This is a genomic window from Flavobacterium plurextorum (assembly GCF_002217395.1).
GTDB lineage: Bacteria > Bacteroidota > Bacteroidia > Flavobacteriales > Flavobacteriaceae > Flavobacterium > Flavobacterium plurextorum.
Map to the genome: position 1 here is coordinate 34,687 of NZ_MUHD01000034.1, position 24,298 is coordinate 58,984.

A 24,298-nucleotide genomic window follows, 5' to 3' on the forward strand; every position below is an offset into this window, starting at 1 on the left:
CGAGCTATAAGTTTAAGATGATATTTTTAATGAATTCTCTCCCTATTCCTGTTTTTAAGTATTTTTCTCTTTTCATTGCTTCAGATTTAGAGCTGAAAAATTCAATATGAATAATTGTCCAAGGTCTGAATTTTATGGTGTAACCTTTTGTTGCAAGAAGATTATGAGATTTGAATCTTTCAATTAAATTAGAAGTAAAGCCAGTGTAATTTTTATTAAATTTTTCTGAATAAAGAATGTAAACTACAAATTCTTCCATAATACAAAACGTTATAAACAAAAAAAAACACCAGCTTTTTCAAGTGGTGTTTTTCTTAGTAGCCCTAACGAGACAATTCTCGAACCGTTTTGTTGATGATTTAAAAAAAGTAAATATTATTTTATATTGATTTCCATGTTTAAATTACATCCTACCTATTTACAATATTGAAATAGTATGCATATTTAAATTTTTTATGATAAGAAAGCGCAACTGATTTGGGTTATAAAAGAAGGATTAGTAGGTGTGAAATTATTCTTATTTATAATTACATATTTACTAAATATACCCAACAATACAAAGCCAGTTTAATGATTTATGAAATAAAAATCCTATTTTTGAAAATAAATAAACACTGACAATTGTCAGACATAGCGCCCAAATTTAGGGTAGATAAGTCGAACATCGTCAGGCCTATATACAAGTTAGGTATAATTATATGAAAAAAAAAGAACTACAAAGATACCTTGAGAAAGGAACTGATATTGCTGGAGGTGCAATTGGCGGAGCACTAGGTTTAATAGGAGGACCAGTCGGAGCAATTGCTGGTGGTGCGCTTGGTGTTACTATAACTCATGTAATTAAAGAATTCATAAATAGACAATTATCTAATAGACAAGAAGTTCGTGTTTCGGCATCAACAGTTTACATTTTGACGGGGATAAATAATAAACTTGAAAATGGCGAACAAATTAGACAAGATAACTTTTTCGATAATCAAAATGGGAGGAGCAATGCCGAAGAATTATTCGAAGGGGTTATTTTAAAGTGTAAAGACCAATACCAAGAAAAAAAAATACATTTTCTATCAAAAATCTATGAAAAAACAGTTTTTGACGAAAATATAACATACGGTACAGCCAATCAAGTATTAAGTTTAGCTGAGAGTTTTACTTATCGAAAAATGTGTATCGTTTCTTTTTACAAAAGGATCAATGATTATGATAGAACTCAAATATTAAGAGATCCATATTGCTGGTATCCCAATGCCACTTATTCAATTGAAACCGAAATGCTTAAACAAGATGTTTTCGAATTAATGAATTTGGGAATACTTGATAGTAACAATATGATGACGAATACGAGAAATGACATAGTTCCAAATAATTTCAAACTCACTTCGATTGGAGAAATCTTGTTTTCATTAATGGATTTAAATGAAGTAATTAATGAAGATGTAGATCCAATTTATGAAGGGTTAAAATATAAAGATGAATTTGGAATAAGTCAAAATGGTGGAAAAAACAGAGGTATTCCAGGACAGTAAAAATAACTATGCCTAACACGCGAAATAAGCAATTTGAGCATTTAGCTTAATTTAAAAATGATCTTGTATTTGGTGGGAGTTTAGCAAATCCGAAAATAAGGCTTAATTTAATCCCAGACCTCTTGAAGCAATGAAACGTTAGCGGTAATTTTACCTAAAAATGGAGAATTCAATAATCAAATAAAATTTTTAACTAAAAAATGAATAAATATTTACTCACCATTTTGCTTGTTATATGCTTTAACCTTTTTGGACAAACAAGTTATAAACCGTCTACTAATCATACAACAAATGAAATAAACTCTGACAACAAAGAATTAAAAAACAAATTCAATTCAATTGATTCAATAATTAAAATAATTGACAAAAAACAAGCTTATTTAAATCAAGAAAATGCTCTTTATAAAACTAATATTGATTCAAACACAAATATATTTAATGGGATCTCTACGTTTTTTACAATAATTTCAATATTACTAACAATTATAGTTGTTGCAATTCCTTTAATAAATTATTTTCTTGTTTTAAAACCAAATCAAAAGATTGTAGAAAAAGTTGAAAACTTAGAAACTGAAGTATTAAAAACTATGGAAGGAAATTTTGAAGCCTACTTCGAAAAACTAAGGCGACAAAAAACAACGAAAGTTTTGAATCTTTTAGACGACCGTCTTAAACTTGGTCAAGTAACAAATTACTTTTTATTGAATGATTCTGACAACTTAGAGGAAAAAGATATATCTAAAATCATTGATTTCTTAAAAACAAATAAAGACATTGAAAAAGCAGATGCTTCAATTTTAAATTCTCTTGTTATTTATAGTAGATTTTTAATTGTTGAAAAATATTACAAGTCTATTTTTGAAACAGATGAAATAAAAAGTTTTGAATTCGCTATTGAATATTTAGTTGAAAATGATTTTGAAAATCATATTCCTTACATTGAAAAAATAATAAAAGCAAATGACAAAGGACACCATTTGTTGATCAAGTTTTTCAACTATATTCAAGAGAAATTTATAGGGAATTTTGTAAATAGAAAAGTTTCAGAAAAAGTAGAAATTGGTATTAAATATGCCAAACTACTTTTTGACAATGAAAAAATATTAAATGCAATAGAAAAACAAGAAATACCTAAAACTTTTGGATTTGAAGAACATCCAATAAATATTAACAGATTGAACGACAATAAATATCTTAGAGATACAAAATATTATAAGGTCTATTTAGAACAAATGGACAAGAAATACAAATAAAAACTACCGCTAACTTGCTACAAGAGATTTGTGTATTTTGGCTTAATTTGAAAATGGTGTTGTATTTGGGAAGTTTAGGCAAATCCGAAAACAAGGCTTAAGTTAATACCAAAGTCTCTTGTTGAAAAGGAACGTTGGTGAAAAATAGGACTCTACAAAACTTAACAGGACTCGAACCAATTTTCCTTGAAAGCACTGATATTTTGTTTTTTATTTTAATAAAACAAGATTTTTCGAACCACAAAAAAAAGCCTGAGAATCTAGATTCTCAGGCTTTTTAATTTTTATAGTAGCGGGAACAGGACTCGAACCTGTGACCTTCGGGTTATGAGCCCGACGAGCTGCCTACTGCTCTATCCCGCGATGTTTCGGGTGCAAAGATACGCCGATTTTTTAGAAATCCAACGAAAACTTAAAAAAATGTTTTATTTTCTGTATTGAGTTGATATGACTACCTTTGCACCTTAAAATATTATGCAAATGTCACATAAAGCAGGTTTTGTAAACATCATCGGGAACCCAAACGTTGGAAAATCAACACTAATGAATGCCTTTGTTGGTGAAAGACTATCTATCATTACATCAAAAGCACAAACAACACGTCATAGAATTCTAGGAATTGTAAATGGCGAAGATTTTCAATTGGTACTTTCTGATACACCGGGAATTATAAAACCGGCTTATGAAATGCAGGAGTCGATGATGAATTTCGTAAAATCGGCTTTTGAAGATGCTGATATTTTAATCTATATGGTCGAAATAGGTGAGCAGGACTTAAAAGACGAAGCTTTCTTCAATAAAATTATTTATGCTAAGATTCCGGTTTTATTACTTTTAAATAAAATCGACAATTCGAATCAGGAACAATTAGAAGAGCAGGTTTCTTTTTGGAAAGAAAAAGTGCCAAATGCAGAAATTTTTCCAATCTCGGCTTTACAAAACTTTAATGTACCTGAAGTTTTTGGCAGAATTATCGAATTATTGCCAGAATCACCAGCCTATTATCCAAAAGATCAGTTAACAGATAAACCAGAACGTTTTTTTGTAAACGAAACTATTCGCGAAAAAATCTTATTGAATTACAGTAAAGAGATTCCTTATGCAGTAGAAATCGTAACAGAAGAATTCTTTGAAGATGAAAAGATTATAAGAATCCGTTCTGTAATTATGGTGGAACGTGATACTCAAAAAGGAATTATCATTGGACACAAAGGTGCAGCTTTAAAGAAAGTGGGAATGGATGCTCGTGTTGATTTAGAGAAATTCTTTGGAAAACAAATTCACATTGAGCTTTATGTAAAAGTGAATAAAAACTGGAGAAGCAACGCTAATATGTTGAAACGATTTGGTTATAATCAATAGAGTTTTTGTTTCAAGTTTCAGATTAGGCCTTAACGTTCAACCTGAAAGTTGAAACCTGAAACCTGAAACAAAAAAGACAATAAAATCGTAGGTACTTAGAAACGCAGCATTTCAGCAACTTTTTTTAACTACCTTTGCAAAAAATTTAAATAAAGCATTCTGGATTTATAATTTATTGTGATTTAGTCAAAAAACAAATCTAAAATTGTAAATCAAGAATCTAAAATTCAAAAAAATGAATAACATTGTTGCGATAGTAGGAAGACCTAATGTAGGGAAATCGACCCTTTTTAATAGGCTGATACAAAGAAGAGAAGCTATTGTAGATTCAGTATCTGGGGTTACCCGTGATAGAAACTATGGTAAAAGCGAGTGGAACGGAAAAGAGTTTTCTGTAATTGATACGGGTGGATACGTTCGCGGATCTGATGACGTATTTGAAGGTGAAATCCGTAAACAAGTAGAGCTTGCTATCGACGAAGCCGATGTTATTATTTTTGTAGTTGATGTAGAAGAAGGAATTACACCAATGGATGAAACGGTTGCTAAATTGTTGCGTAAAGTAACAAAACCAGTTTTATTGGCTGTAAATAAAGTAGATAACGCAATGCGTGAGAAAGATGCAATTGAGTTTTATAATCTTGGTTTAGGAGATTATTATACGTTTGCAAGTATCTCAGGAAGCGGAACTGGAGATTTATTAGATGCTTTAATTGATGCATTTCCAGAAAAAGAACCAGTTGAAGTTACTGAAGAATTACCTCGTTTTGCAGTTGTAGGACGTCCAAATGCAGGAAAATCTAGTTTTATCAATGCCTTAATTGGTCAAGATCGTTATATTGTAACTGATATTGCTGGTACAACTCGTGATGCCATTGATACTAAATTTGACCGTTTTGGTTTTGAATTCAATTTAGTTGACACTGCAGGAATTCGTCGTAAAGCAAAAGTTAAAGAAGATTTAGAGTTTTACTCCGTAATGCGTTCTGTAAGAGCAATTGAACATGCCGATGTTTGTATCTTAGTAATCGATGCAACTCGTGGTTTTGAAGGTCAGGATCAAAGTATTTTTTGGCTTGCAGAAAAAAACCGTAAAGGTGTTGTAATCTTAGTAAACAAATGGGATTTGGTTGAAAAAGATACCATGTCAAGCCGTGATTACGAAGAAAAAATCAAAAGAGAATTAATGCCTTTTACAGATGTGCCAATTTTGTTTGTTTCGGCTTTAACAAAACAGCGTTTACTAAAAGCATTAGAAGCTACAGTTCAAGTTTTTGAAAATAGAAAACAAAGAATTTCGACTTCAAAATTCAATGAATATATGTTGAAAGTTATTGAAGCATATCCGCCGCCGGCAACAAAAGGTAAATATGTGAAAATTAAATATTGCATGCAATTGCCAACGCAAACACCTCAGTTTGTATTTTTTGCCAATATGCCTCAATACGTAAAAGAACCATATAAAAGATATTTGGAGAATAAAATTCGTGACAATTGGGATTTTGCAGGAGTTCCGATTGATATTTATATTCGAGAGAAATAAAAATAGGAGTCCCCATTTAAGGGGACTTTTTTTTGTGCCTAGTTTTTTAATGGCATGCTATTTGGATAAATGTAAAAACCACAATTAAACCTTTCTCCTATTTTGTAGTCTAATTGATCAAACTAATTAACCAACCCAATTTTATGACCAAATATTTTTCGCTTATACTCATTTGTTTTCTTTGTTTTTCGGCTAATGCCCAGAACGATATCATTGTAAAAGGTACCGTTGTTGATATTAATACTCAACTGCCATTAGAGCTGGCAACGGTTTACTTTACAACTGTTAAAGACTCAACCGTTTTAGAATATGCCACCACAGATAAAAATGGTTTTTTTAGTATTAAAACAAGAAAGTATGACAAACCTGTTTTCTTGAAAGTGAACTATATGGGATATCAACCCTATTTTGAAGAAGAAAAAGGACTGTTGGAAAGTAAAGATTTTGGTAAACTGTATCTTTTAGAAAATGTAAATGCATTGAAAGATGTAATTATAAAAACGGAAGCCGCTCCAATCACTATAAAAAAAGATACATTAGAGTTTAATGCAGCTTCTTATAAAGTACGTCCCGATTCAAATGTTGAAACTTTACTGAAACAACTGCCCGGTTTTGATGTTGATAATAATGGTAAAATCACAGTAAATGGGAGAGAGGTTAATCAAGTTTTAGTAAATGGAAAGACTTTTTTTGATAAAGACGGTGCCATAGCTATAAAAAATCTTCCAGCTGATATTATAAAGAAAATTCAAGTTTCGGATTTTAAAACCAAAAAAGAAGAGCTTTCAAAACAAGAATCTACTTCGGATTTTTCGAGTCTTAATATCACGATCGATGAAAAGAAAAATAAAGGTTATTTCGGAAAAATATTGGGAGGTTATGGTTCTGATGATCGCTATGAAAGCAGTCTTCTTTTAAATTTCTTTAATAATAAACAAAAAATTAGTGTTCTCGCTTCGTCAAACAACATCAACTCTACTGGTTTTGCTATGGATGAGGTTTTTGATAATATGGGCGGAGGCCGAAATAATAGAGGCGGAGGCGGAAGTTCCAACAGTGGTAAAGGAATTACACAGTCTAATTTAGTAGGAGTGAATTATTCTGATGATTGGACAGAAAAATTGGCTGCTATGGGAAGTTACAATTTTTCAAACTCAATTAACAAAAACGACAGTAAAGCAGATCAAGTAAGTTTTTTGCCAACGGGAAATATTCTCACTTCTTCTGATTCAAAAACTAAAAATGAAAATACGGGTAATAGTGCTAATTTTGAATTAGAATACAAAATAAATCCATCGACAAGACTTGTCATTGTACCAAAAGTTAATCAGTCACGTTCTAACGGAAATTCGTCATCTTCGAGTTCTTCTGAAGATGAAAATGGAAATGCATTAAACGAAAGTAAAGCAAATTCTCATTCAGAAAGTACAAACAACAGTTTTGCAAATACGATTAATTTTAATAAAGCATTTGCGAAAAACTGGCGTAATCTAAGTTTTGTTTTTGATAATAACAATACAAGTACCAACTCGGATTCTTTTAATGTTTCGCAGACTATTTTTTATCAAGACAGTAAACCTAACGACGATCGAAATCAGAAAGGACAGAACAGTAATAAAAATGATGCTTATTCATTTGAAATCGAATATACGGAGCCAGTAACAGATTCATTGCGAATTAGATTTGGTACTGATTTCGATTGGAAAAGTGAGATGAAAGATGCGAAAACTTTTGATTTTGATGCAGCAACACAATCTTATTCTGATTTAAATGAATCGTTGACAAATTATACTACTTCGAGACAAAATTCTATCAGTCCAAAAGTTGGAATTACTTGGCAGAAAAATAAATACACTTTAAACGTAAATACGAGAACAGCGATAATTGATTTTGATAATCACTCCCTTTACTTAAATCAAGCAACAGATTTGGATAAAAGATACGCATTGCCTTTTGCCGATGCTCAATTGCGATACAAATTCAGCCGTTCAAAATTTCTTTCATTCAAATATGATTATTCAAATGCATTGCCGTCAGCGGTAGAATTAATGCCGGTAGTAAATCTGAATAATCCATTGAATACCATCGTCGGAAATCCGAATTTAAAGCCAATTGAAAAAAACAGTGCCAATTTTACTTTTAAGAACTATGATTTTAGAACTCGTTCAGGATATAGTTTGTATGTAAAAGGAGATTATTTTAATAATGATGTAGTTTCTACTTCAGTTTATGATGACAGTGGAAAAAGAACAACTACTTACGTAAATATTTCAGGAACTTATACGACTTCTATTGGAGGAAATTGGAATCAATCGATTAAAAGAGATGCTCACATCCTGCGTTATGGATTGGGTTTAAACGGAAGTTACTCTTTTGATAAAGGATTTACGAATGCTGTTTTGTACAATGCAAAATCTACAGCCGTGACTCCAAGATTATATATGACTTATGAATATGGAGAATTGCTTTCTATTTCTCCATCGTATAGTTTATCATACAACGAAACTAAGTATGAAAATATCGTAAGAGATGCAAGTTCAAATGTAGTGCACAGAATTAATTTGCAGACAACAAGTTATTGGCCTGCTAATTTAATTTTTGGAAATGATTTTGGATACACCTATAATTCTAATATCTCAAGTAATTTCAAGAAAGATTTTTACCTCTGGAATACCAGTTTATCTTATGGCTTTTTTGATAAAAAGATCTACGCAAAAGTAAAAGTTTATGATATTTTAAATCAGAATCAAAGTGCAACGAGAACAATTTCGGCAACATCTATTCGCGATGAAGAAAACACAGTTTTAAAACGTTATGTAATGTTTTCCGTAAGTTATAAAATAGGAAACTTTGCTGGTGCCGAAAAAAAGGGAGGAAAGAAAAGAATGAGAGAGGAATAGTTTTTTAGGTTAATAGATTTTAACGAAGAGGCGCACTGCAGTGCGTCTCTTTTTGTGTTTTAAAGACTGATTTGAAATAAAGTAAACAGGAGAGACTTTAATTAAATTTACAACTCACAACTTACAATTTGCGGTCGATTCGGTGATAAAGTGTAAATCGGATAATATCCCGATCATAAAAATCAATTCCGCTGGCACGTCTTTGAAAACTTTTTAAGTAACCTAATTCTAGACCAATGTTTGGATTAATGTGATAGCGAAGCGCCGCATACAGTCTGTTTTGATCAAATGTATTTCGCTTATTGTCTTTTCCAAAATTAAACATGATTTCATCAGAGATTGTGCCTTTTAAACTTCGTTTCTCTCTTTCCCATAATGTAAATGTCGACTGTAGTCTGTAGCGAAATCGATAAGCAAAAGAAAAATTGTCTAGTAATTCTGTTTTACTAGCTTTCTGAAAGAAACGCTCTTCAAGCTGAAAACGATTGTGAAAAGTAATTTTGGCAATATCATTTATAAAAGTAATATCCTGCTGAGCTCGATACTCAGGAATTGAAAAATTAGGATCGACATTTGGGTCTTGAGTATTTACATTAAAGTAAGCAAAACCTCCACCTAAATCTATTTTTTTAGCAGCACGATATCGTCCTTGAACGCGTATTACAAATAAGTTTTGGTGAATAGGATTTAAAAAGCTGCGATTATCAAATTCGGAGTGAAGTGCCCATTTCTCACTCAAAGGCAAGATGTTGTAATATCTAATCCATGCTAATGTCTGCTGATCTGTTTTCTTTTGATTTTGTGCAGATAAAAAGGGACTAATTAAGCCTAGAAAAAAAAATAATTTGAAAAACTTCATTCAATTGATAAATTCAGGCTGCGAATATATACAAATGTGAATAAATGAATTGAAATGAAAGTTATTTTTTATTATGCTTTCTGTTTGATTTTGTGATTGTTTTGCCGATTAAATATTTATTAATTCGGAATCAAAAATGATTAATGCTTCTTTTTTCAAATTTAAAAAGGACTCCAATTGAGGGATTATTTCCATTTCTAAAAAACGAACTTCAGGATTATTTTGATTTTCAATTTTTATATCATCGGTTAAATGAATCTTTTTAATTGAAGTTTTGTTTTTAAGTATCAGAATATAATTAAAATGGAATGATCCTGATTTTGTTGTAATGCCTAAAATACTGTTTAACGCACTAATTTTCTTTTTTGCAAGCGGAGTAATTTTATAAAAAGCATTCTCCGTTTTATCAAAAAGTAATATTGTTTTATTTTGGATTGTTCCTCTATAAATGCTGTTAAGGAATATAGCTGTACTAATTAGAATAGAACAAATTAAGCCTCCTTTTAAGTCGATTAAGTATGTAATCGTAATTCCAATAACCAAAACAATAATTCCCAAAATGAAGTTTAGAAGTAAATAAGATTTATGATGCCAATACGGTTCAAATGAAATCTGGTTTTTTGAAACTTTAAAATTGTAATAGTGCTGCATCTTTATATTTAATTAATTCTCCTTGGATTTTACTGTTTCCGAGATTATAAAAAGATTCGTTTGCGTAAAATCATCAATAAAGATCATTTTAAAAAATGAAACGAAATGCTGCTAAAAGTTTTTAAAATAACAGTTTATGTCTTTTGAATTCTTTTGATAAAAAAAAACGAGATACGTGTAAAACGCATCTCGTTAATTTAAGTTTCTAACTTTAATTTAAATCTATAAGTTATATTTCAATGTAATTCCATAAGTTCTTTGATCACCAAGTACACCTGCATATTGTCCCGCATTTCCTCCTGCAGGTAATAATTGCTCATAATAATCTTTGTTTAAAAGATTACGTCCCCAAAAGTGAATTGATAATCCTTGTGAAGCACGGAAACCTAAACGAGCATTAAAAATTGCGTAACCTGGCACAACTAAATATTTTGAAGCCGAAGGGCTTGACGAAAATTCAGAACGAGCGTATGAATCAACAGCAACAAAAACTTTTCCAGCGTTTCCAAAGAATCTTGCATTATCAGAAAGTTCACCTCCTAGAGATCCTGCCCATCTTGAAGCACCTGGTAAAGTAGTTCCAGAAACATCTTTAAACGATACTGGAGCTCCAGTTTCTTCTAATGGAAGCGGTGCATTTGTAAATTTAACATACTTTCCATCAGTATAAGTAGCCGCAGCGTTTATTGTTAAGTGCGTGCTTACAACAAAACTAGCATCAAGCTCAGCACCTTTCACACGTACTTTGTCAGCATTAGCAAGATAACCTCTATTTACACCCAATTCTGCAGCTTGAACGTTCGTTTGAAAATCTTTAATATCAGTATCAAAAAAGGCTAAATTGAAGATAGAATTTCTAAATGGAGAAGTCTTGATTCCAATTTCATAATGATTCACCTTTTCAGGTTTAATAACTGCAAGATCTAACAATGGCTGTCCTTTCGAATCTGTTGGAAGACCTGCAACATTTACACCAACTGGTTTGTAACTTTTAGCATAAGTTCCGTAAGCATTGATTTTATCGCTGAATTTATAAGTAACAGTAATGTTTCCTGAAAAATCAGTGTTGTCAGTACTAGAATCAAAAGCTTGATCCGAGTAAACTTGTTTTTTCAAAGCCAGCAATGCAGGATCAGTTGTTTGTAATCCGCCGTATGTTGTTCTAGCATAATGAGCATCTTTTTTGTCAAAATTATATCTTAAACCAGGTAAAACGTGTAAACGCTCTGTTAATGCCCAGTCCAATTGTCCAAATACTGCAGCACTTGATGCTCTAATACGAGCATCGGTTTTGATACCATAACCTTCAAAAAGACCAGGAGTTTTCCATAACGGGCTTGTTGAACTTTGCGCAAATCTCCATTGTGCATTTCCAGATTCTTCAGTACCATTTGTTTGTGATGTTTGGTCAATAAAGAATACTCCAGCAACACCGCTTAATTTTGATGTAAGTTGTCCTGCATAACGTACTTCTTGCGTTAACTGCGTTTGTCTTGTTGGATTTTGTGATTTAGCCAATACTTGTAATCCTGTAAAATCTCTATCGTTTGACGGATCCCAATTCCAAAAACGCCAAGCAGTTGTAGAAGTAAGAGTTCCTCCTCCAATTTTTGTGTCAATATTCAACGAAACACCTCCCATATCTTGTCCAGAACGCCATGGTGTGTCTTGATCAATTTTACGATCAAATGCATTTTGACTTGGAAGCTGATAATTTAAATCTTTGATGATAGCATTAAATTGACGGTAAGCAGCTCTTTGTGTTGGCGCAACACCAGCAATAACCTGAGCATATCCGTCTGGACGCTGTGTTGTAATATCAGCAGCAAGAATAATGTTTGTATTTACAGAAGGAGTAAAAAGTAATTGACCTCTAATTCCTTGATTGTTTAATGTATTTGTAGGTCTTCCAGTCACAATATTATCAACTAGACCATCACGTTGTGTTCCTGAGAAAGATAATCTACCAGCAACCTTTTTTCCTAAAGCGCCGGTCACCGAAGCTTTAGCCTGCAAGAAAGCAAAATTTCCGTAGCTTACTTCAAAATCGGCACCAGTAGTAAAACTTGGTTTACGAGTTGTTATATTAAAGGCTCCCGAAGTCGTGTTTTTTCCAAACAATGATCCTTGCGGTCCGCGTAATACCTCAATTTGTTCTATATCAATAAAATCTAGAGTTGTAGCTGCCGGACGCGCGTAGTAAACGCCGTCAACGTAAAAACCAACACCTGGATCAATACCGTCATTTGTTAATCCGAAAGGAGAACCTAAACTTCTAATGTTGATACCTGTATTTCTTGGATTTGAAGAATAAAGTTGTACTGAAGGAACTAATTCTTTAATTCTATTAACATTAAAAGCTCCAGTTTGCTCTGCTTGTTTTCCTGTAATAACCGAAATAGCAATTGGCACATCTTGAACTTTTTCTATACGACGTCTCGAAGATACTACAACTTCAATAAGTTCATTTTCTTCTTTTAGCAGAACTTGAATTGGGTTTACTGGTATTGCAGTTACTTCGATTTCAGCAGTTGTATATCCAACGTACTGAATTAAAAGTGTCAAAGGTAATCTTCCTTTTGAATCGATTGTAAATTTTCCGCTGTTGTCAGTAACAGCACTGTTTGTAGTTCCTTTAACTACTACGTTAACGGCTTCTAAAGGTATATTTTCACTTGTTGTAACAACACCTTCAATGTTTTGCGCAAATGAGACAGAGAAGATTAAAAAGAATACTATTGTAAAGATATTTTGTGTAAATGTTTTCATTTTTATATTAAGTATATGTGATTAGTAGAGTTTAAAATAAAATTTTTTTAAATCAGCACATACACATTATAGAGGAATTGCTTTTCACATCTGCGAAAAGTCTTGTAGAATTGTTTTGCCAAAGTTTTGTTACACCTGATGAACTAAAATGTACTTTCATGAGTTAAAATTTTGTAAATGGTTTGTTAATTATTTTTGGCAAATATATATAATTAATTCTATGGATTTACTAGGAATTAGAAAATATTTTTTTATTTATTTACTAATGAAGCGATTGTGATGCCTTCCATTGCCTTTAAAGTTTTGTCTCTGATAAGCATTAAACCATGACGCAGACTACATTCAGACTCGGTTTTACAATCAGAGCAAGGCTCATAAAAATTTAAAGAAGCGCATGGCAAAAGTGCAATTGCACCGTCAAATAATCGGTGAATTTCTGCCAAAGTGATATCATTTTTTGATTTTATCAGATAATATCCACCAAATTTTCCCTGCTTGCTGCTCACAAAACGTCCTCGTTTTAGATCTAATAAAATCTGTTCTAAAAACTTTTTAGGAATGTTAGCGCCATCAGCAATTTCTATTGTTCTAGAAATGTGATTTTCGTCTTGTTCTGCTAAATAAAGTAAGGCCTTAAGGGCGTATTTTGCTTTATGTGATAACATCTATATTGAGTTATAAATTGTGAGTTATGAATTATAAATTTTTAGACTGATCGTTGTTACTGAGTTTAAAACCTGAAACAAGAAAAACCTGAAACCTGAAACAAAAAAATTACCAGCCTCCGCTTGAACCACCGCCAGAGAATCCGCCTCCGCCAAATCCACCGCCGAAGCCTCCGCCTCCGCCGAAACCGCCTCCAGATGATCCGCCGCCAAATCCTCCAAATCCGCCGCCGCTTCTTCCAAGATTACTTAGAATAATAACATCAAGTAAACTAGGACCGCCGCCGCCATTGTTGCCAGAATTTCCTCCTCCGCCTCTTTTATTTCGAGAGAGTAAAATTAAAACAATTACAACAATTATAATAAACGGGAGTATTGGAAAATCTTTTCCTTTAGTCTGCTTGCGTTCACCTTTGTATTTGCCTTTAAAAACATCAAAAAGAGCATCAGCACCTTTATCAAGTCCGCGGTAATAACTTCCTGCTTTAAATTCAGGAATAATAATATTACGAATAATGGTTCCGCCAATACCAGCTGTCAATCTATCTTCTAAGCCATATCCAGGATTTATAGCGATTTTCTTCTCGGCTTTAGCCAATAAGATAATAACGCCATTGTCTTCTTTTGCTTGACCTAATCCCCAAGTTTGAGCCCATTTTGTAGCTAATTGACTAACGTCTTCGCCTTTTAAACTTTCAATTGTAATGACTACAATTTGTGTTGACGTAGAATCTGAATATCGAATTAGTTTTTCTTCTAACTGCGTTTTTTCAGAAGCACTTAAAACATTAGCATAATCATAAACCGAGGTTTGAAAATCTGGTTTTTTTGGAATTTCAAATTGTGCAAGAATGATATTGCTTGTAAAAAACGTAATGAACAGAAGGGTAAACTGAAAAATTCTATTGCAATTTGAGATTTTATTTTTGGAATTTTTCATTATTTATCCTTTTGAGATTTCGTTAGATAATTCGTTTGTATCGTCTGCTAATGAAGGAAAATATTTTTTCAATTGCTCGCCTGCATTCAAAATGCCGTCAACAATACCTTGTTTAAAGTTTCCGGATTTAAAATGGTTGGTCATAATGTCTTTGGTACAATGCCAAAAATCGTCTGCAACTAAATCATTAATTCCTTTGTCACCGCAAATGACAAAATTCTTATCATCAACAGCAAAATAAAGCAATACACCATTTTTTAATCTGGTTTCATGCATTTTTAATTCATGAAAAACTTCTAAAGCTCTATCATAATGAGCTTTAGAAGATGTTCTTTCTATATGAACTCTAATTTCGCCAGAAGTGTTTTTTTCGGCCATACGAATAGCTTCAACAATTTCTTGCTCTTCTTCTTTGCTTAAAAAATCTTCTACTTTTGACATTGAAATTATTTTTGAGTGAAGATTAACGATTGCCGATTTCAGAGTAATTCTAAAATCAACAATCGTTAATCAAAAATATTAAATCTAATTCTTAGAATTTTACTTCAACTGGTTTTTCAGCACCGGCAACAGCTTCAAAGTATGGTTTTTCTTTGTATTCGCTCAAGAACCATTTGTTCGGGATAGATAAAACATAACCGTTGTATACTTGTACCGCTTCGTTAAAACGAGTTCTAGCCGTTAAAATTTGGTTTTCAGTACTTGCTAATTCATCTTGTAATTTCAAGAAGTTCTCATTAGCTTTTAAAGTTGGATATTGCTCCACAGAAACTAATAATCTTGATAAAGATGAAGATACACCGCTTTGAGCTTGATTAAATTGTGCTAATTGCTCTGGAGTAACATTACTAGGATCAATTGTTACAGATGTTGCTTTTGCACGAGCTTCGATTACTGCGGTCAAAGTTGATTTTTCAAAATCAGCAGCACCTTTTACCGTGTTTACTAAGTTTCCAATAAGATCATTTCTTCTTTGGTAAGTAGTACTAACATTTCCCCACTCTTTATTAACCGCTTGGCTGTGTTGTAAAGCAGTATTTTTAATTCCAATTGACCAAAATGCAACTATAGCAATTAGTACAACAATAATTCCTACGGGGATTAACCATTTTTTCATATTAGTTTTGATTTAAGTTTATTTCTATTTTTAATTACAATTCGTTTTTTATTTCGTTTAATTGTGTTTTTATCGTCTCTAATTTACGTATTATTTCGAATTTATCTAATGTTTTCTTTTGGCCCTCTTTTAGGTGTGTTTTTGCACCTTCCAACGTAAAACCTCTTTCCTTAACAAGGTGATAAATCAATTGCAAATTGGTAATATCATCCGGCGTAAACATTCTGTTTCCTTTGGCATTCTTTTTTGGTTTTAAAATATCAAATTCGCTGTCCCAAAACCGAATCAATGATGCATTGACATTAAAAGCTTTGGCAACTTCGCCAATACTGAAATATCTTTTATCTTTTGAAAGCTCGATATGCATGTTTTTTTCTTTCTAATTTATTTCAAAAATAGTACTTTTTATACTATTAATCTAATGACTGATTTTCTTGGTTTGCCATTTGCGAAATCGCGACATATTCGACTGCCGAAATGTTTCCGTAATAAAAATTCAGCGGATTTACGACTTTTCCGTCTTTATGAACTTCATAATGACAATGCGGTCCTTCAGATCTTCCTGTGCTTCCTACATAACCAATTATGTCACCTCTTTTTACTTTTTGTCCTGGTCTGCAATTGTATTTACTTAAATGAGCGTATAAACTTTCGTAACCAAAACCGTGCCTAATTACAACGTGATTTCCAAATCCAGATGCGGCGGCATCAGCTCTTTCTACTACGCCGTCGCCAGTGGCAAAAACGGGTGAGCCCGTGCTGGCAGTAAAATCCATTCCGTTATGCATTTTTCGCACTTTCGTGAAAGGATCGATTCTATATCCAAAACCAGATGCAACCCTTTTTAGATTTTCATTTTGAACTGGCTGAATTGCCGGAATGGCTAATAATAGATTTCCTTTTGTACTTGCCAATTTTAATATTTCATCTAATGATTTAGATTGAATAGCCAATTCTTTTGAAAGTTTATCGATTCGCTTTGTGGTGTTTAGAACCAGTTGCGAATTATTGTATCCTTCTAATATTTTATATCTTTCAGGGTCTCTAAAACCTGCTTTTCGAATGGAATCTGGAATTTCTCCTTTATTAAAATAAACTCTATAAATATTATTATCTCGATCTTCAAGTGCTTCAGCAACAGCATCAATTTCATCTAGTTTTTTATTCAAAATAGAATATTGCAGTTTTAAATTTTCGATTTCACGTGCTTGTAAACGATCTTTTGGAGTTTCAAAATAGGGAGTATTAAGCAGAAGTACAAAAACTAAAAAACCAAATAATGCTGAAGCCAATAAAAACAGCAAGATATAGCCGAATTTAATCCTTTTTCTGGTTTTTATTTTTGTATAAGCCAGATTTTCTGAGTCGTAATAATATTTTACTTTCGCCATATTTTAAAATACGCTATTTTTGTAGCTTGTAAAAGTAGTTAGTCGAACAAAATTACTAAATGTTTCAGTTGTTCGGGGCTTTTTTTCAAGAATTAAAACAATTAGGTAATGTGTCAATTTGAGAATTAGATAATGCTTTAAAAACGAAATTTAGTGTTTTAAATTTTAAGTTTTTAATTGCGTTTTTCTAAGAATCACATTTTCAGATTGATTAAATTATCTCGTTGTCATAAATTATCACATTTTCAAATTGACACATTTTCTAATTTAAATATGAAATCACAAGACGTACGTAAACAATTTTTAGATTTTTTTGAGAGTAAAGGGCATACTATTGTTCCTTCGGCTCCGATTGTACTTAAAGACGACCCAACCTTAATGTTCAATAACTCGGGAATGGCCCAGTTTAAAGAATTTTTCTTAGGAAACGGAACTCCAAAAAGTCCAAGAATAGCCGATACGCAAAAATGTCTTCGTGTTTCAGGAAAACATAACGATCTTGAGGAAGTTGGTATTGATACCTATCACCATACTATGTTTGAGATGTTAGGTAACTGGTCTTTTGGTGATTACTTTAAAAAAGAAGCAATCAATTGGGCTTGGGAATTATTGACAGAAGTGTATAAAATACCAAAAGAAAATCTTTATGTTTCTGTTTTTGAAGGAAGCAAAGAAGATAATGTTCCGTTTGATCAGGAAGCTTGGGATATTTGGAAAACATTAATCGACGAAGACCGAATTATTCTTGGTAACAAAAAGGATAATTTCTGGGAAATGGGAGATCAAGGACCATGCGGACCTTGTTCTGAAATTCACGTTGATTTACGTACTCCAGAAGAAAAGGCAGCAGTTTCAGGAAAAAGTTTGGTAAATAACGATCACCCGCAAGTAGTTGAAATCTGGAATAATGTATTCATGGAATTCAATCGTAAGGCAGATGGTTCTTTAGAAAAACTTCCTGCGCAACACGTTGATACCGGAATGGGATTTGAGCGTTTGTGTATGGCATTGCAAGGAAAAACATCAAACTATGACACTGATGTTTTCATGCCTTTAATTAGAGAAATTGAAACCATTACTGGAGCAAATTATACAGTTAAAGCTTCAAACGAAGCAGAAGATAAAGTAAATATCGCAATTCGTGTTGTGGCAGATCACGTTCGTGCTGTAGCTTTTGCTATTGCCGATGGACAATTGCCATCTAACACTGGAGCTGGATATGTAATTCGTAGAATTTTACGTCGTGCAATTCGTTACGGATTTACTTTCTTAAATACTAAAGAACCGTTTATTTATAAATTGGTGGAGACTTTGAGCGAGCAAATGGGAGATTCTTTCCCAGAAATCAGAACGCAGAAAGCTCTTTGTTCGAATGTAATTCGTGAAGAAGAAAACTCTTTCTTACGTACTTTAGATCAAGGTTTGATTCTTTTAGACGCTGTAATTTTAAATAATCAAGGAGATACAATCGATGGTAAAAAAGCATTCGAATTGTATGATACTTACGGTTTTCCAATCGATTTAACAGCTTTGATTCTTTCTGAAAAAGGATTAAAACTAGATGAAGCTGGATTCCAGGAACAATTGCAATTACAAAAAGAAAGATCTCGTGCTGCATCAAAAGTAACAGCTGGAGATTGGAACGTAATTGTTGAAGATGATATTCAGGAATTTGTTGGATATGACAGATTATCTCAGCAGGTAAAAATCACTAAATACCGTAGAGTTGACAGTGTAAAAGATGGAGAAATCTACCAATTAGTTTTCAATGCAACTCCATTTTACGGAGAAAGCGGAGGACAAACAGGAGATAAAGGATATTTAGAATCTCAAAATGGAGATATTATTTATATCATCGATACTAAAAAAGAGAATAACCAAACGATACATTTAGCAAAATCGCTGCCTGAAAATATTACAGGTACTTTTAATGCTGTTGTTGATTCTTTACAAAGAGCTAAAACTTCATCAAATCACTCGGCTACGCATTTATTGCACCAAGGTTTGAGAAAAATTTTAGGAACTCATATTGAACAAAAAGGTTCTATGGTTCGTAATTCTTCATTACGTTTTGACTTTTCTCATTTCTCTAAAGTTAGTGATGAGGAATTGGCAGAAGTAGAGAATTTCGTAAATGCAAGGATTCGTGAAAGTTTACCATTAATCGAGAAAAGAGCAATTCCAAAAGATCAAGCTCTTGAAGAAGGTGCAATTGCTTTGTTTGGAGAAAAATATGGTGATTTAGTTCGTATGATTAAATTTGGTGATTCAGTTGAATTATGCGGAGGAACACACGTTGCTAATACATCTGATATCTGGCATTTTAAAATTGTTTCTGAAGGTGCTGTTGCATCAGGAATTAGAAGAATTGAAGCAATTACAAGTGAAGCTGCAAAAGAGTATTTTGAGTCTCAAGCTGTTTCATTTAATGAAATTAAAGAAGCACTTAAAAATGCACAAGATCCTGTAAAAGCAATTCAAGCATTGCAAGATGAAAATGCTCAATTGAAAAAACAATTGGAGGTTTTATTGAAAGATAAAGCTAAAAATATGAAAGTGGATTTGGCGAAAGAATTGCAAGAAATCAACGGAGTTCAATTCTTAGCGAAACAAGTAGATTTAAATCCAGAAGGAGCAAAAGATTTAGCTTATGAATTGGGTAATTCATACAATAATCTTTTTGTAGTTTTTGCTACGGCTCACGAAGGAAAACCAATGCTGACATGTTATATTTCGAAAGAGATTGTTGCTGATAAAAATCTAAACGCTGGACAAGTTGTTCGCGAATTAGGAAAATATATCCAAGGTGGAGGAGGAGGACAACCTTTCTTCGCAACTGCAGGAGGTAAAAATGTTGACGGAATTGCTGAGGCTTTGACTAAAGCGGTTGATTTTGTTAAATAAAGATTCTTAGATTCTAAGATACTAAGGAACTAAGTTTTTATAATTCACAACAAACCCGACAGGTTTTAAAAACCTGTCGGGTTTTGTATTTATAGCGTTTTCTCATTTTATGTCATTTCGACGAAGGAGAAATCTGTGCGAGAAGCTCGACAAAGATTGGATTCTCGTTGCGGAGTTACTTGCGGAGATTTCTCCTTCGTCGAAATGACAAATAGTAAGTTTTTCGATTGTTAAAGAAACTTAGCGCCTTAAAAAAACTACTTACGCTCCCCAATCTGCTGGCGCCACATAGCATAATACAATCCTTTTTCAACAATCAAATCATCATGTTTGCCTTGTTCGATGATTTTACCTTGTTCCAAAACGAAAATTCTGTCAGCGTGCATTACGGTTGATAAACGATGCGCAATTAAAACCGTGATTCTATTTTTGTCTGAAATATTTCTGATTGTCGCATTAATTTCTTCTTCTGTAATTGAGTCTAAAGCCGAAGTCGCTTCATCAAAAATCAATAAATTTGGGTTTCTAAGAATGGCTCTGGCGATAGATAAACGTTGTTTTTCTCCACCTGAAACTTTGATTCCGCCTTCGCCGATTGTTGTGTTTAAACCATCTTCGGCACGTTTAAGAAGTTTATCGCAGCTTGCACGTTTTAAAGCATCGTATAAATCCTCGTCAGTTGCATTTGGTTTTACAAACAATAAATTTTCACGAATAGTTCCTGAGAATAACTGTGCATCTTGAGTTACAAAACCTAATTGTTTTCTTAAATCAAGTAAATCAATTTCGGTTGAATCAATATCATTATAAAGAACTCGACCTTCTGCAGGTGTATACAAACCAACCAATAATTTTACTAAAGTGGTTTTTCCTGAGCCTGACGGACCGACAAAAGCAACCGTCTGTCCTTGTTTTATTTCAAAGTTAATATTCTCAACCGCTTTGAATTTTGCCGTTCTATGTTTGAAACTTACATTCGAAAATAATAAAGATTGAATAGCTCCAACATGTTTTGGGTTTTTCGGGCGGAATTCTTTCGGAGCGCTTAATAATGTTTTGAAATTTTCCATTGAAACTTTCGTTTCATTAACCGCAATAATAAAATTTCCAAGTTCCTGTAATGGACCAAAGATGAAAAAAGTGAAAAATACCATCGTTAGTAAATCACCCACGATAATTTTATTTCCAAATAAGAAATAATACAATGTAAAAACGACGCAAGTTCTCAAAAAGTGAACTGTTGTTCCTTGAATAAAGCTCAAACTTCTGATAAAACGGATTTTTTCTAGTTCTAATTGCAGAATTTTGAATGTATTTAAATTCAAACGTTTTTCTTCCTGATAGGTTAAACCTAAACTTTTTACCAATTCGATATTTCGTAAGCTCTCTGTTGTAGAACCAGCCAAAGCATTAGTTTGATTTACGATTTTTCTAGAAACAACTTTAATTTTTTTACCCAGATAAGAACTCACTAAAGCAATAATTGGAGCTGTGATTAAAAAAATGATTGAAATGCGAAAATCGATTCGAGCAACGTAAACAATTACAAATATGAATCCGATGATCGTTTGAAAAATCAATGAAATCGAAAGCGTAATCAGCTTTTCAGAATCAGTTCGAACTTTGGTTAATTTACTTAATGTTTCACCGCTTCGTTGATCCTCAAATTCGGCGTAAGGTAAATCAAGTGATTTTTTAATTCCGTCCGTATACATTTGAGCACCGGTTCTTTGAATCACGACATTGGTAAAATAATCTTGAAAATTTTTAGTGATTCTGGAAATCATCGCGGCAGCAAGCGAAAGTCCAAGCCAAAAGGACAGCGATTTTATAAACGCCATTTCGTTTCCTTTATATTTTGCCAGTCCAACACCGCAGTCCTGCATTAATTTACCTGTAATAATAGAGTCTGATAAACTGAAACAAATGTTTATAGAAGCCATAATCAAAGCAAAAAATAAGAGCATTTTATGTTTGATTATATAAGAATATAATAATTTCATAGATGATTTTTAGAAAAGTGGAAGATGCAAAAGTAAGGAATTGTTTTAGTTTGTAGAGATGCTTTTTACTATCAAAAATGTAATTTTTTTTCTTGATGAATATTAGTTTTTATTTTTAATTTCTGTAAAACACAATTTTTAACTCTTCTATAAAAAAAGCATACAAGAAAATAGTTTCGTATTTATGAGGTGTTTTACTTTTTATTAAATTTTTACTTTTCTATGTTGTTTATAATTAATGTTTTAAAAGATTTTTTTTAAGTTGGATTTGTATTTTGTAATGTGGAATCCCGTAAGGTTTTGATTTTGTATTACAGTAGATTTGTAATAATAATTTTAACCAAATCGAAATGAAAAAAATTTTATTCTTTTTTGCTGCCTTGTCGACAGTATTAATTTCTTCGTGTTCCAGTGATGATTCATCTTTAACTCCTTCAACCGAAACTCCATCAAACATATCAGAAATTTTGATAAAAAAAATGATTATAACGAATACTACAGAAGGTGTTACTGAAGTTAATTTTACTTATGATGGGAAAAAACTGGTTAAGGAAGTTGCAAGTGGTACGGGGTATTTAAACTATACAAAAAATTACTATTATACAGGAAATTTAATTACGAAATATGAAAAAATCTATGGAAAAGATAATAGTACTGTAACTGATTTGATCTACGAGAATAATAAATTGAAAACGCTATTTGAAAAAAAAATAAATTTAAAAGCGGGTACCTTTTTTTTAACCAAAAAGACTTATATACATAATCTTGATGGAACAGTTTCTTTTGTAATAGCTTCAATCGACAAAGATACTAATGAAGAAACCTCTGTAACAAACGGCAAGTTGATCTATGTTAATGATGCTATTGTAAAAGATGAACGTTTCGATGACCCCACAGGAATTAAATTTACTGCTATTGAGTACGATACTAAAAATAATCCTTTTAAAAATGTTATAGGAGCTAATTTATTATTAGCTTACTCAGATTTTAACTGGTTGCCGCATAACAAAACGAAATCAACAGTAAAATCTATTTATAATTTTAGTTCAAGTTATTCAGCTACATATAATTATGATAAGAATGATTTTCCGGTAGTTGGAATATATGTCGATGAAACTGGAAATGCATACGGAAAAACAGAGTATTTTTATTAATAAATTTTGAACTTAACAAATAATGTAGCCAGTTGTATTTGCAACTGGCTTTTTTTGTTTGTAAAAAATATACGAAATTTACAGAAAACAATCTCATGCAGTTCAGAACCCAAATACCAATTTCAAAAGGTAATAATCCAATCGATTATAATTCGAAAGTACTTTCTGTTGGTTCTTGCTTCGCTGAAAATATGGCAGAGAAATTCGATTATTTTAAATTTCAAAATGAAACAAATCCATTTGGAATTATATTCAATCCAGTTTCAATTGAAAGAATATTTGAGAGAGTTTGCAATGAAGTTTTATTTACTGAGAAAGATGTTTTTTTTCATAATGAACGCTGGCATAGTTTCGATGTCCACTCTGATTTAAGCAATTCAGACAGGCAAGAATTACTTGAAACGCTTAACAAAACTGTTGCCGAAACGCATAAAAAAATTAAAGAAGCTACTCACATTATTATCACTTTTGGAACTTCGTGGATTTATAGAAATATTCAAAGTGATGAAGTCGTTGCTAATTGTCATAAAGTCCCTCAAAAACAATTTTCAAAGCAATTATTATCAGTTGATGTAATTCAGAAAAGTATTCAAAATACGATTAATCTAATTCAAACTTTAAATCCAAATATAAATTTCATTTTTACGATCTCTCCAGTACGCCATATAAAAGATGGTTTTGTAGAAAATCAATTAAGTAAGTCACATTTATTTACGGCCTTGCATCAAGTTTTAAAAACTGAACACTCAAAGCTGAACACTGAATACTTTCCTTCATACGAGATTATGATGGACGAACTTCGTGATTATCGTTTTTATGCGGAAGATATGCTGCATCCTAACCAAATAGCGATCGATTATATTTGGAAACTTTTCAGCGAAAATTGTATTTCGCAAGAAAGCTTTTCAGCAATGCAGGAAGTAGATGAAATTCAAAAAAGTCTACGTCATCGCAGTTTTAATCCTGAGTCAGAGCAGCATCAAAAATTCTTAGCAAAACTCCAACAGAAAATAAATCTTTTAGGAGAAAAATTACCGCATATTAAGTTCTGATTTTAATAACTGTATTGTTGTTTGATTAGTATTAGACAATAGAATTTTGCTAAATGTATTTTAAAAACTTAGCATCTTTGTGTCTTTACGGCTGAACAAAAAAAGTAAGAAAACAATTATTTACCCATAAATTTGGAATAATTGCAGGTAATTGTGTAAATTGTTAAGAATTAAAATTTACAAATTTGTAAACAGAGCAATGCAGTTTT

General features: G+C 32.2%; 19 protein-coding genes and 1 tRNA gene. 8 read left to right on the top strand and 12 right to left on the bottom strand.

Annotation, left to right across the window (positions count from 1 at the left end; genetic code table 11):
• Positions 1 to 4 precede the first annotated feature (4 nt).
• Positions 5 to 259 carry a GIY-YIG nuclease family protein gene (locus B0A81_RS17620; protein ID WP_089059221.1) on the bottom strand — a complete coding sequence of 85 codons (255 nt, stop codon included), beginning with the start codon at positions 257 to 259 and terminating at the stop codon, positions 5 to 7.
• Positions 260 to 698: 439 nt separating this feature from the next.
• On the opposite strand from B0A81_RS17620, the gene B0A81_RS17625 reads away from it, so the two are divergent.
• Both B0A81_RS17625 and B0A81_RS17630 read left to right on the top strand, forming a co-directional pair.
• Positions 699 to 1,526 carry a hypothetical protein gene (locus B0A81_RS17625; RefSeq protein WP_089059222.1) on the top strand — a complete coding sequence of 276 codons (828 nt, stop codon included), beginning with the start codon at positions 699 to 701 and terminating at the stop codon, positions 1,524 to 1,526.
• 200 nt (positions 1,527 to 1,726) lie between these two features.
• On the top strand, positions 1,727 to 2,779 hold the full coding sequence (locus B0A81_RS17630) for a hypothetical protein (RefSeq protein ID WP_089059223.1): 1,053 nt from the start codon (positions 1,727 to 1,729) through the stop codon (positions 2,777 to 2,779).
• A 290-nt stretch (positions 2,780 to 3,069) separates the two neighbouring features.
• On the opposite strand, the gene B0A81_RS17635 is transcribed toward B0A81_RS17630, so the two are convergent.
• Positions 3,070 to 3,142: transfer RNA gene (locus B0A81_RS17635), tRNA-Met, on the bottom strand.
• Between the two features lie 117 nt (positions 3,143 to 3,259).
• On the opposite strand from B0A81_RS17635, the gene era reads away from it, so the two are divergent.
• The 3 genes from era (at position 3,260) to B0A81_RS17650 (ending at position 8,584) form a co-directional block, all read left to right on the top strand.
• Positions 3,260 to 4,141, top strand: coding sequence for a GTPase Era (gene era / locus B0A81_RS17640; protein WP_089059298.1), 882 nt, complete (start codon positions 3,260 to 3,262; stop codon positions 4,139 to 4,141).
• 235 nt (positions 4,142 to 4,376) lie between these two features.
• A complete protein-coding gene (gene der, locus B0A81_RS17645) occupies positions 4,377 to 5,684 on the top strand; it encodes a ribosome biogenesis GTPase Der (protein ID WP_089059224.1) in 1,308 nt (435 codons plus the stop codon).
• A gap of 143 nt (positions 5,685 to 5,827) precedes the next feature.
• Positions 5,828 to 8,584, top strand: coding sequence for an outer membrane beta-barrel protein (locus B0A81_RS17650; protein ID WP_089059225.1), 2,757 nt, complete (start codon positions 5,828 to 5,830; stop codon positions 8,582 to 8,584).
• A 121-nt stretch (positions 8,585 to 8,705) separates the two neighbouring features.
• Here the strand turns inward: B0A81_RS17650 and B0A81_RS17655 are convergent, their stop codons facing one another.
• From B0A81_RS17655 to B0A81_RS17695, 9 genes are all read right to left on the bottom strand, one after another.
• Positions 8,706 to 9,443, bottom strand: coding sequence for a DUF2490 domain-containing protein (locus B0A81_RS17655; RefSeq protein ID WP_089059226.1), 738 nt, complete (start codon positions 9,441 to 9,443; stop codon positions 8,706 to 8,708).
• Positions 9,444 to 9,551: 108 nt separating this feature from the next.
• Positions 9,552 to 10,094 (bottom strand): hypothetical protein, encoded by a 543-nt coding sequence (locus tag B0A81_RS17660; protein ID WP_089059227.1) that lies wholly within the window; start codon positions 10,092 to 10,094, stop codon positions 9,552 to 9,554.
• Positions 10,095 to 10,316: 222 nt separating this feature from the next.
• Positions 10,317 to 12,863, bottom strand: coding sequence for a TonB-dependent receptor (locus B0A81_RS17665; RefSeq protein WP_089059228.1), 2,547 nt, complete (start codon positions 12,861 to 12,863; stop codon positions 10,317 to 10,319).
• A 251-nt stretch (positions 12,864 to 13,114) separates the two neighbouring features.
• Positions 13,115 to 13,528, bottom strand: a complete 414-nt coding sequence (locus tag B0A81_RS17670; protein WP_053470541.1) for an RrF2 family transcriptional regulator — start codon at positions 13,526 to 13,528, stop codon at positions 13,115 to 13,117.
• A 109-nt stretch (positions 13,529 to 13,637) separates the two neighbouring features.
• The gene (locus B0A81_RS17675) at positions 13,638 to 14,468 is read right to left on the bottom strand and encodes a TPM domain-containing protein (protein WP_089059229.1); all 831 of its coding nucleotides are present in this window, start codon (positions 14,466 to 14,468) and stop codon (positions 13,638 to 13,640) included.
• A gap of 3 nt (positions 14,469 to 14,471) precedes the next feature.
• A complete protein-coding gene (locus B0A81_RS17680) occupies positions 14,472 to 14,909 on the bottom strand; it encodes a TPM domain-containing protein (protein ID WP_089053896.1) in 438 nt (145 codons plus the stop codon).
• Positions 14,910 to 15,000: 91 nt separating this feature from the next.
• A complete protein-coding gene (locus B0A81_RS17685) occupies positions 15,001 to 15,585 on the bottom strand; it encodes a LemA family protein (protein WP_089059230.1) in 585 nt (194 codons plus the stop codon).
• Positions 15,586 to 15,619: 34 nt separating this feature from the next.
• A complete protein-coding gene (locus B0A81_RS17690; protein WP_089053894.1) occupies positions 15,620 to 15,952 on the bottom strand; it encodes a MerR family transcriptional regulator in 333 nt (110 codons plus the stop codon).
• 46 nt (positions 15,953 to 15,998) lie between these two features.
• Entirely contained in the window at positions 15,999 to 16,976 is a 978-nt protein-coding gene (locus tag B0A81_RS17695) for a peptidoglycan DD-metalloendopeptidase family protein (RefSeq protein ID WP_089059231.1), read from the bottom strand.
• Positions 16,977 to 17,249: 273 nt separating this feature from the next.
• Here B0A81_RS17695 and alaS point away from each other — a divergent pair, with 273 nt between their 5' ends.
• The gene (gene alaS / locus B0A81_RS17700) at positions 17,250 to 19,880 is read left to right on the top strand and encodes an alanine--tRNA ligase (protein WP_089059232.1); all 2,631 of its coding nucleotides are present in this window, start codon (positions 17,250 to 17,252) and stop codon (positions 19,878 to 19,880) included.
• Positions 19,881 to 20,137: 257 nt separating this feature from the next.
• Here the strand turns inward: alaS and B0A81_RS17705 are convergent, their stop codons facing one another.
• Positions 20,138 to 21,883: an ABC transporter ATP-binding protein gene (locus B0A81_RS17705; protein WP_089059233.1), complete on the bottom strand. Its 1,746-nt coding sequence runs from the start codon at positions 21,881 to 21,883 to the stop codon at positions 20,138 to 20,140.
• Between the two features lie 350 nt (positions 21,884 to 22,233).
• On the opposite strand from B0A81_RS17705, the gene B0A81_RS17715 reads away from it, so the two are divergent.
• On the top strand, positions 22,234 to 23,037 hold the full coding sequence (locus tag B0A81_RS17715) for a hypothetical protein (RefSeq protein WP_123922207.1): 804 nt from the start codon (positions 22,234 to 22,236) through the stop codon (positions 23,035 to 23,037).
• A 95-nt stretch (positions 23,038 to 23,132) separates the two neighbouring features.
• Complete coding sequence (locus B0A81_RS17720) at positions 23,133 to 24,089, top strand: GSCFA domain-containing protein (protein WP_089059299.1); 957 nt, start codon at positions 23,133 to 23,135, stop codon at positions 24,087 to 24,089.
• Positions 24,090 to 24,298 lie beyond the last annotated feature (209 nt).

Bases quoted from the DNA above. Each gene is read 5' to 3' on its own strand.
- B0A81_RS17650 (WP_089059225.1), top strand. From the start codon at position 5,828: ATGACCAAATATTTTTCGCTTATACTCATTTGTTTTCTTTGTTTTTCG.
- B0A81_RS17670 (WP_053470541.1), bottom strand. From the start codon at position 13,528: ATGTTATCACATAAAGCAAAATACGCCCTTAAGGCCTTACTTTATTTA.
- B0A81_RS17660 (WP_089059227.1), bottom strand. From the start codon at position 10,094: ATGCAGCACTATTACAATTTTAAAGTTTCAAAAAACCAGATTTCATTT.
- B0A81_RS17675 (WP_089059229.1), bottom strand. From the start codon at position 14,468: ATGAAAAATTCCAAAAATAAAATCTCAAATTGCAATAGAATTTTTCAG.
- B0A81_RS17625 (WP_089059222.1), top strand. From the start codon at position 699: ATGAAAAAAAAAGAACTACAAAGATACCTTGAGAAAGGAACTGATATT.
- B0A81_RS17685 (WP_089059230.1), bottom strand. From the start codon at position 15,585: ATGAAAAAATGGTTAATCCCCGTAGGAATTATTGTTGTACTAATTGCT.
- B0A81_RS17720 (WP_089059299.1), top strand. From the start codon at position 23,133: ATGCAGTTCAGAACCCAAATACCAATTTCAAAAGGTAATAATCCAATC.
- alaS (WP_089059232.1), top strand. From the start codon at position 17,250: ATGAAATCACAAGACGTACGTAAACAATTTTTAGATTTTTTTGAGAGT.
- der (WP_089059224.1), top strand. From the start codon at position 4,377: ATGAATAACATTGTTGCGATAGTAGGAAGACCTAATGTAGGGAAATCG.
- B0A81_RS17665 (WP_089059228.1), bottom strand. From the start codon at position 12,863: ATGAAAACATTTACACAAAATATCTTTACAATAGTATTCTTTTTAATC.
- B0A81_RS17715 (WP_123922207.1), top strand. From the start codon at position 22,234: ATGAAAAAAATTTTATTCTTTTTTGCTGCCTTGTCGACAGTATTAATT.
- B0A81_RS17680 (WP_089053896.1), bottom strand. From the start codon at position 14,909: ATGTCAAAAGTAGAAGATTTTTTAAGCAAAGAAGAAGAGCAAGAAATT.
- B0A81_RS17655 (WP_089059226.1), bottom strand. From the start codon at position 9,443: ATGAAGTTTTTCAAATTATTTTTTTTTCTAGGCTTAATTAGTCCCTTT.
- B0A81_RS17690 (WP_089053894.1), bottom strand. From the start codon at position 15,952: ATGCATATCGAGCTTTCAAAAGATAAAAGATATTTCAGTATTGGCGAA.
- B0A81_RS17705 (WP_089059233.1), bottom strand. From the start codon at position 21,883: ATGAAATTATTATATTCTTATATAATCAAACATAAAATGCTCTTATTT.
- B0A81_RS17695 (WP_089059231.1), bottom strand. From the start codon at position 16,976: ATGGCGAAAGTAAAATATTATTACGACTCAGAAAATCTGGCTTATACA.
- B0A81_RS17620 (WP_089059221.1), bottom strand. From the start codon at position 259: ATGGAAGAATTTGTAGTTTACATTCTTTATTCAGAAAAATTTAATAAA.
- era (WP_089059298.1), top strand. From the start codon at position 3,260: ATGTCACATAAAGCAGGTTTTGTAAACATCATCGGGAACCCAAACGTT.
- B0A81_RS17630 (WP_089059223.1), top strand. From the start codon at position 1,727: ATGAATAAATATTTACTCACCATTTTGCTTGTTATATGCTTTAACCTT.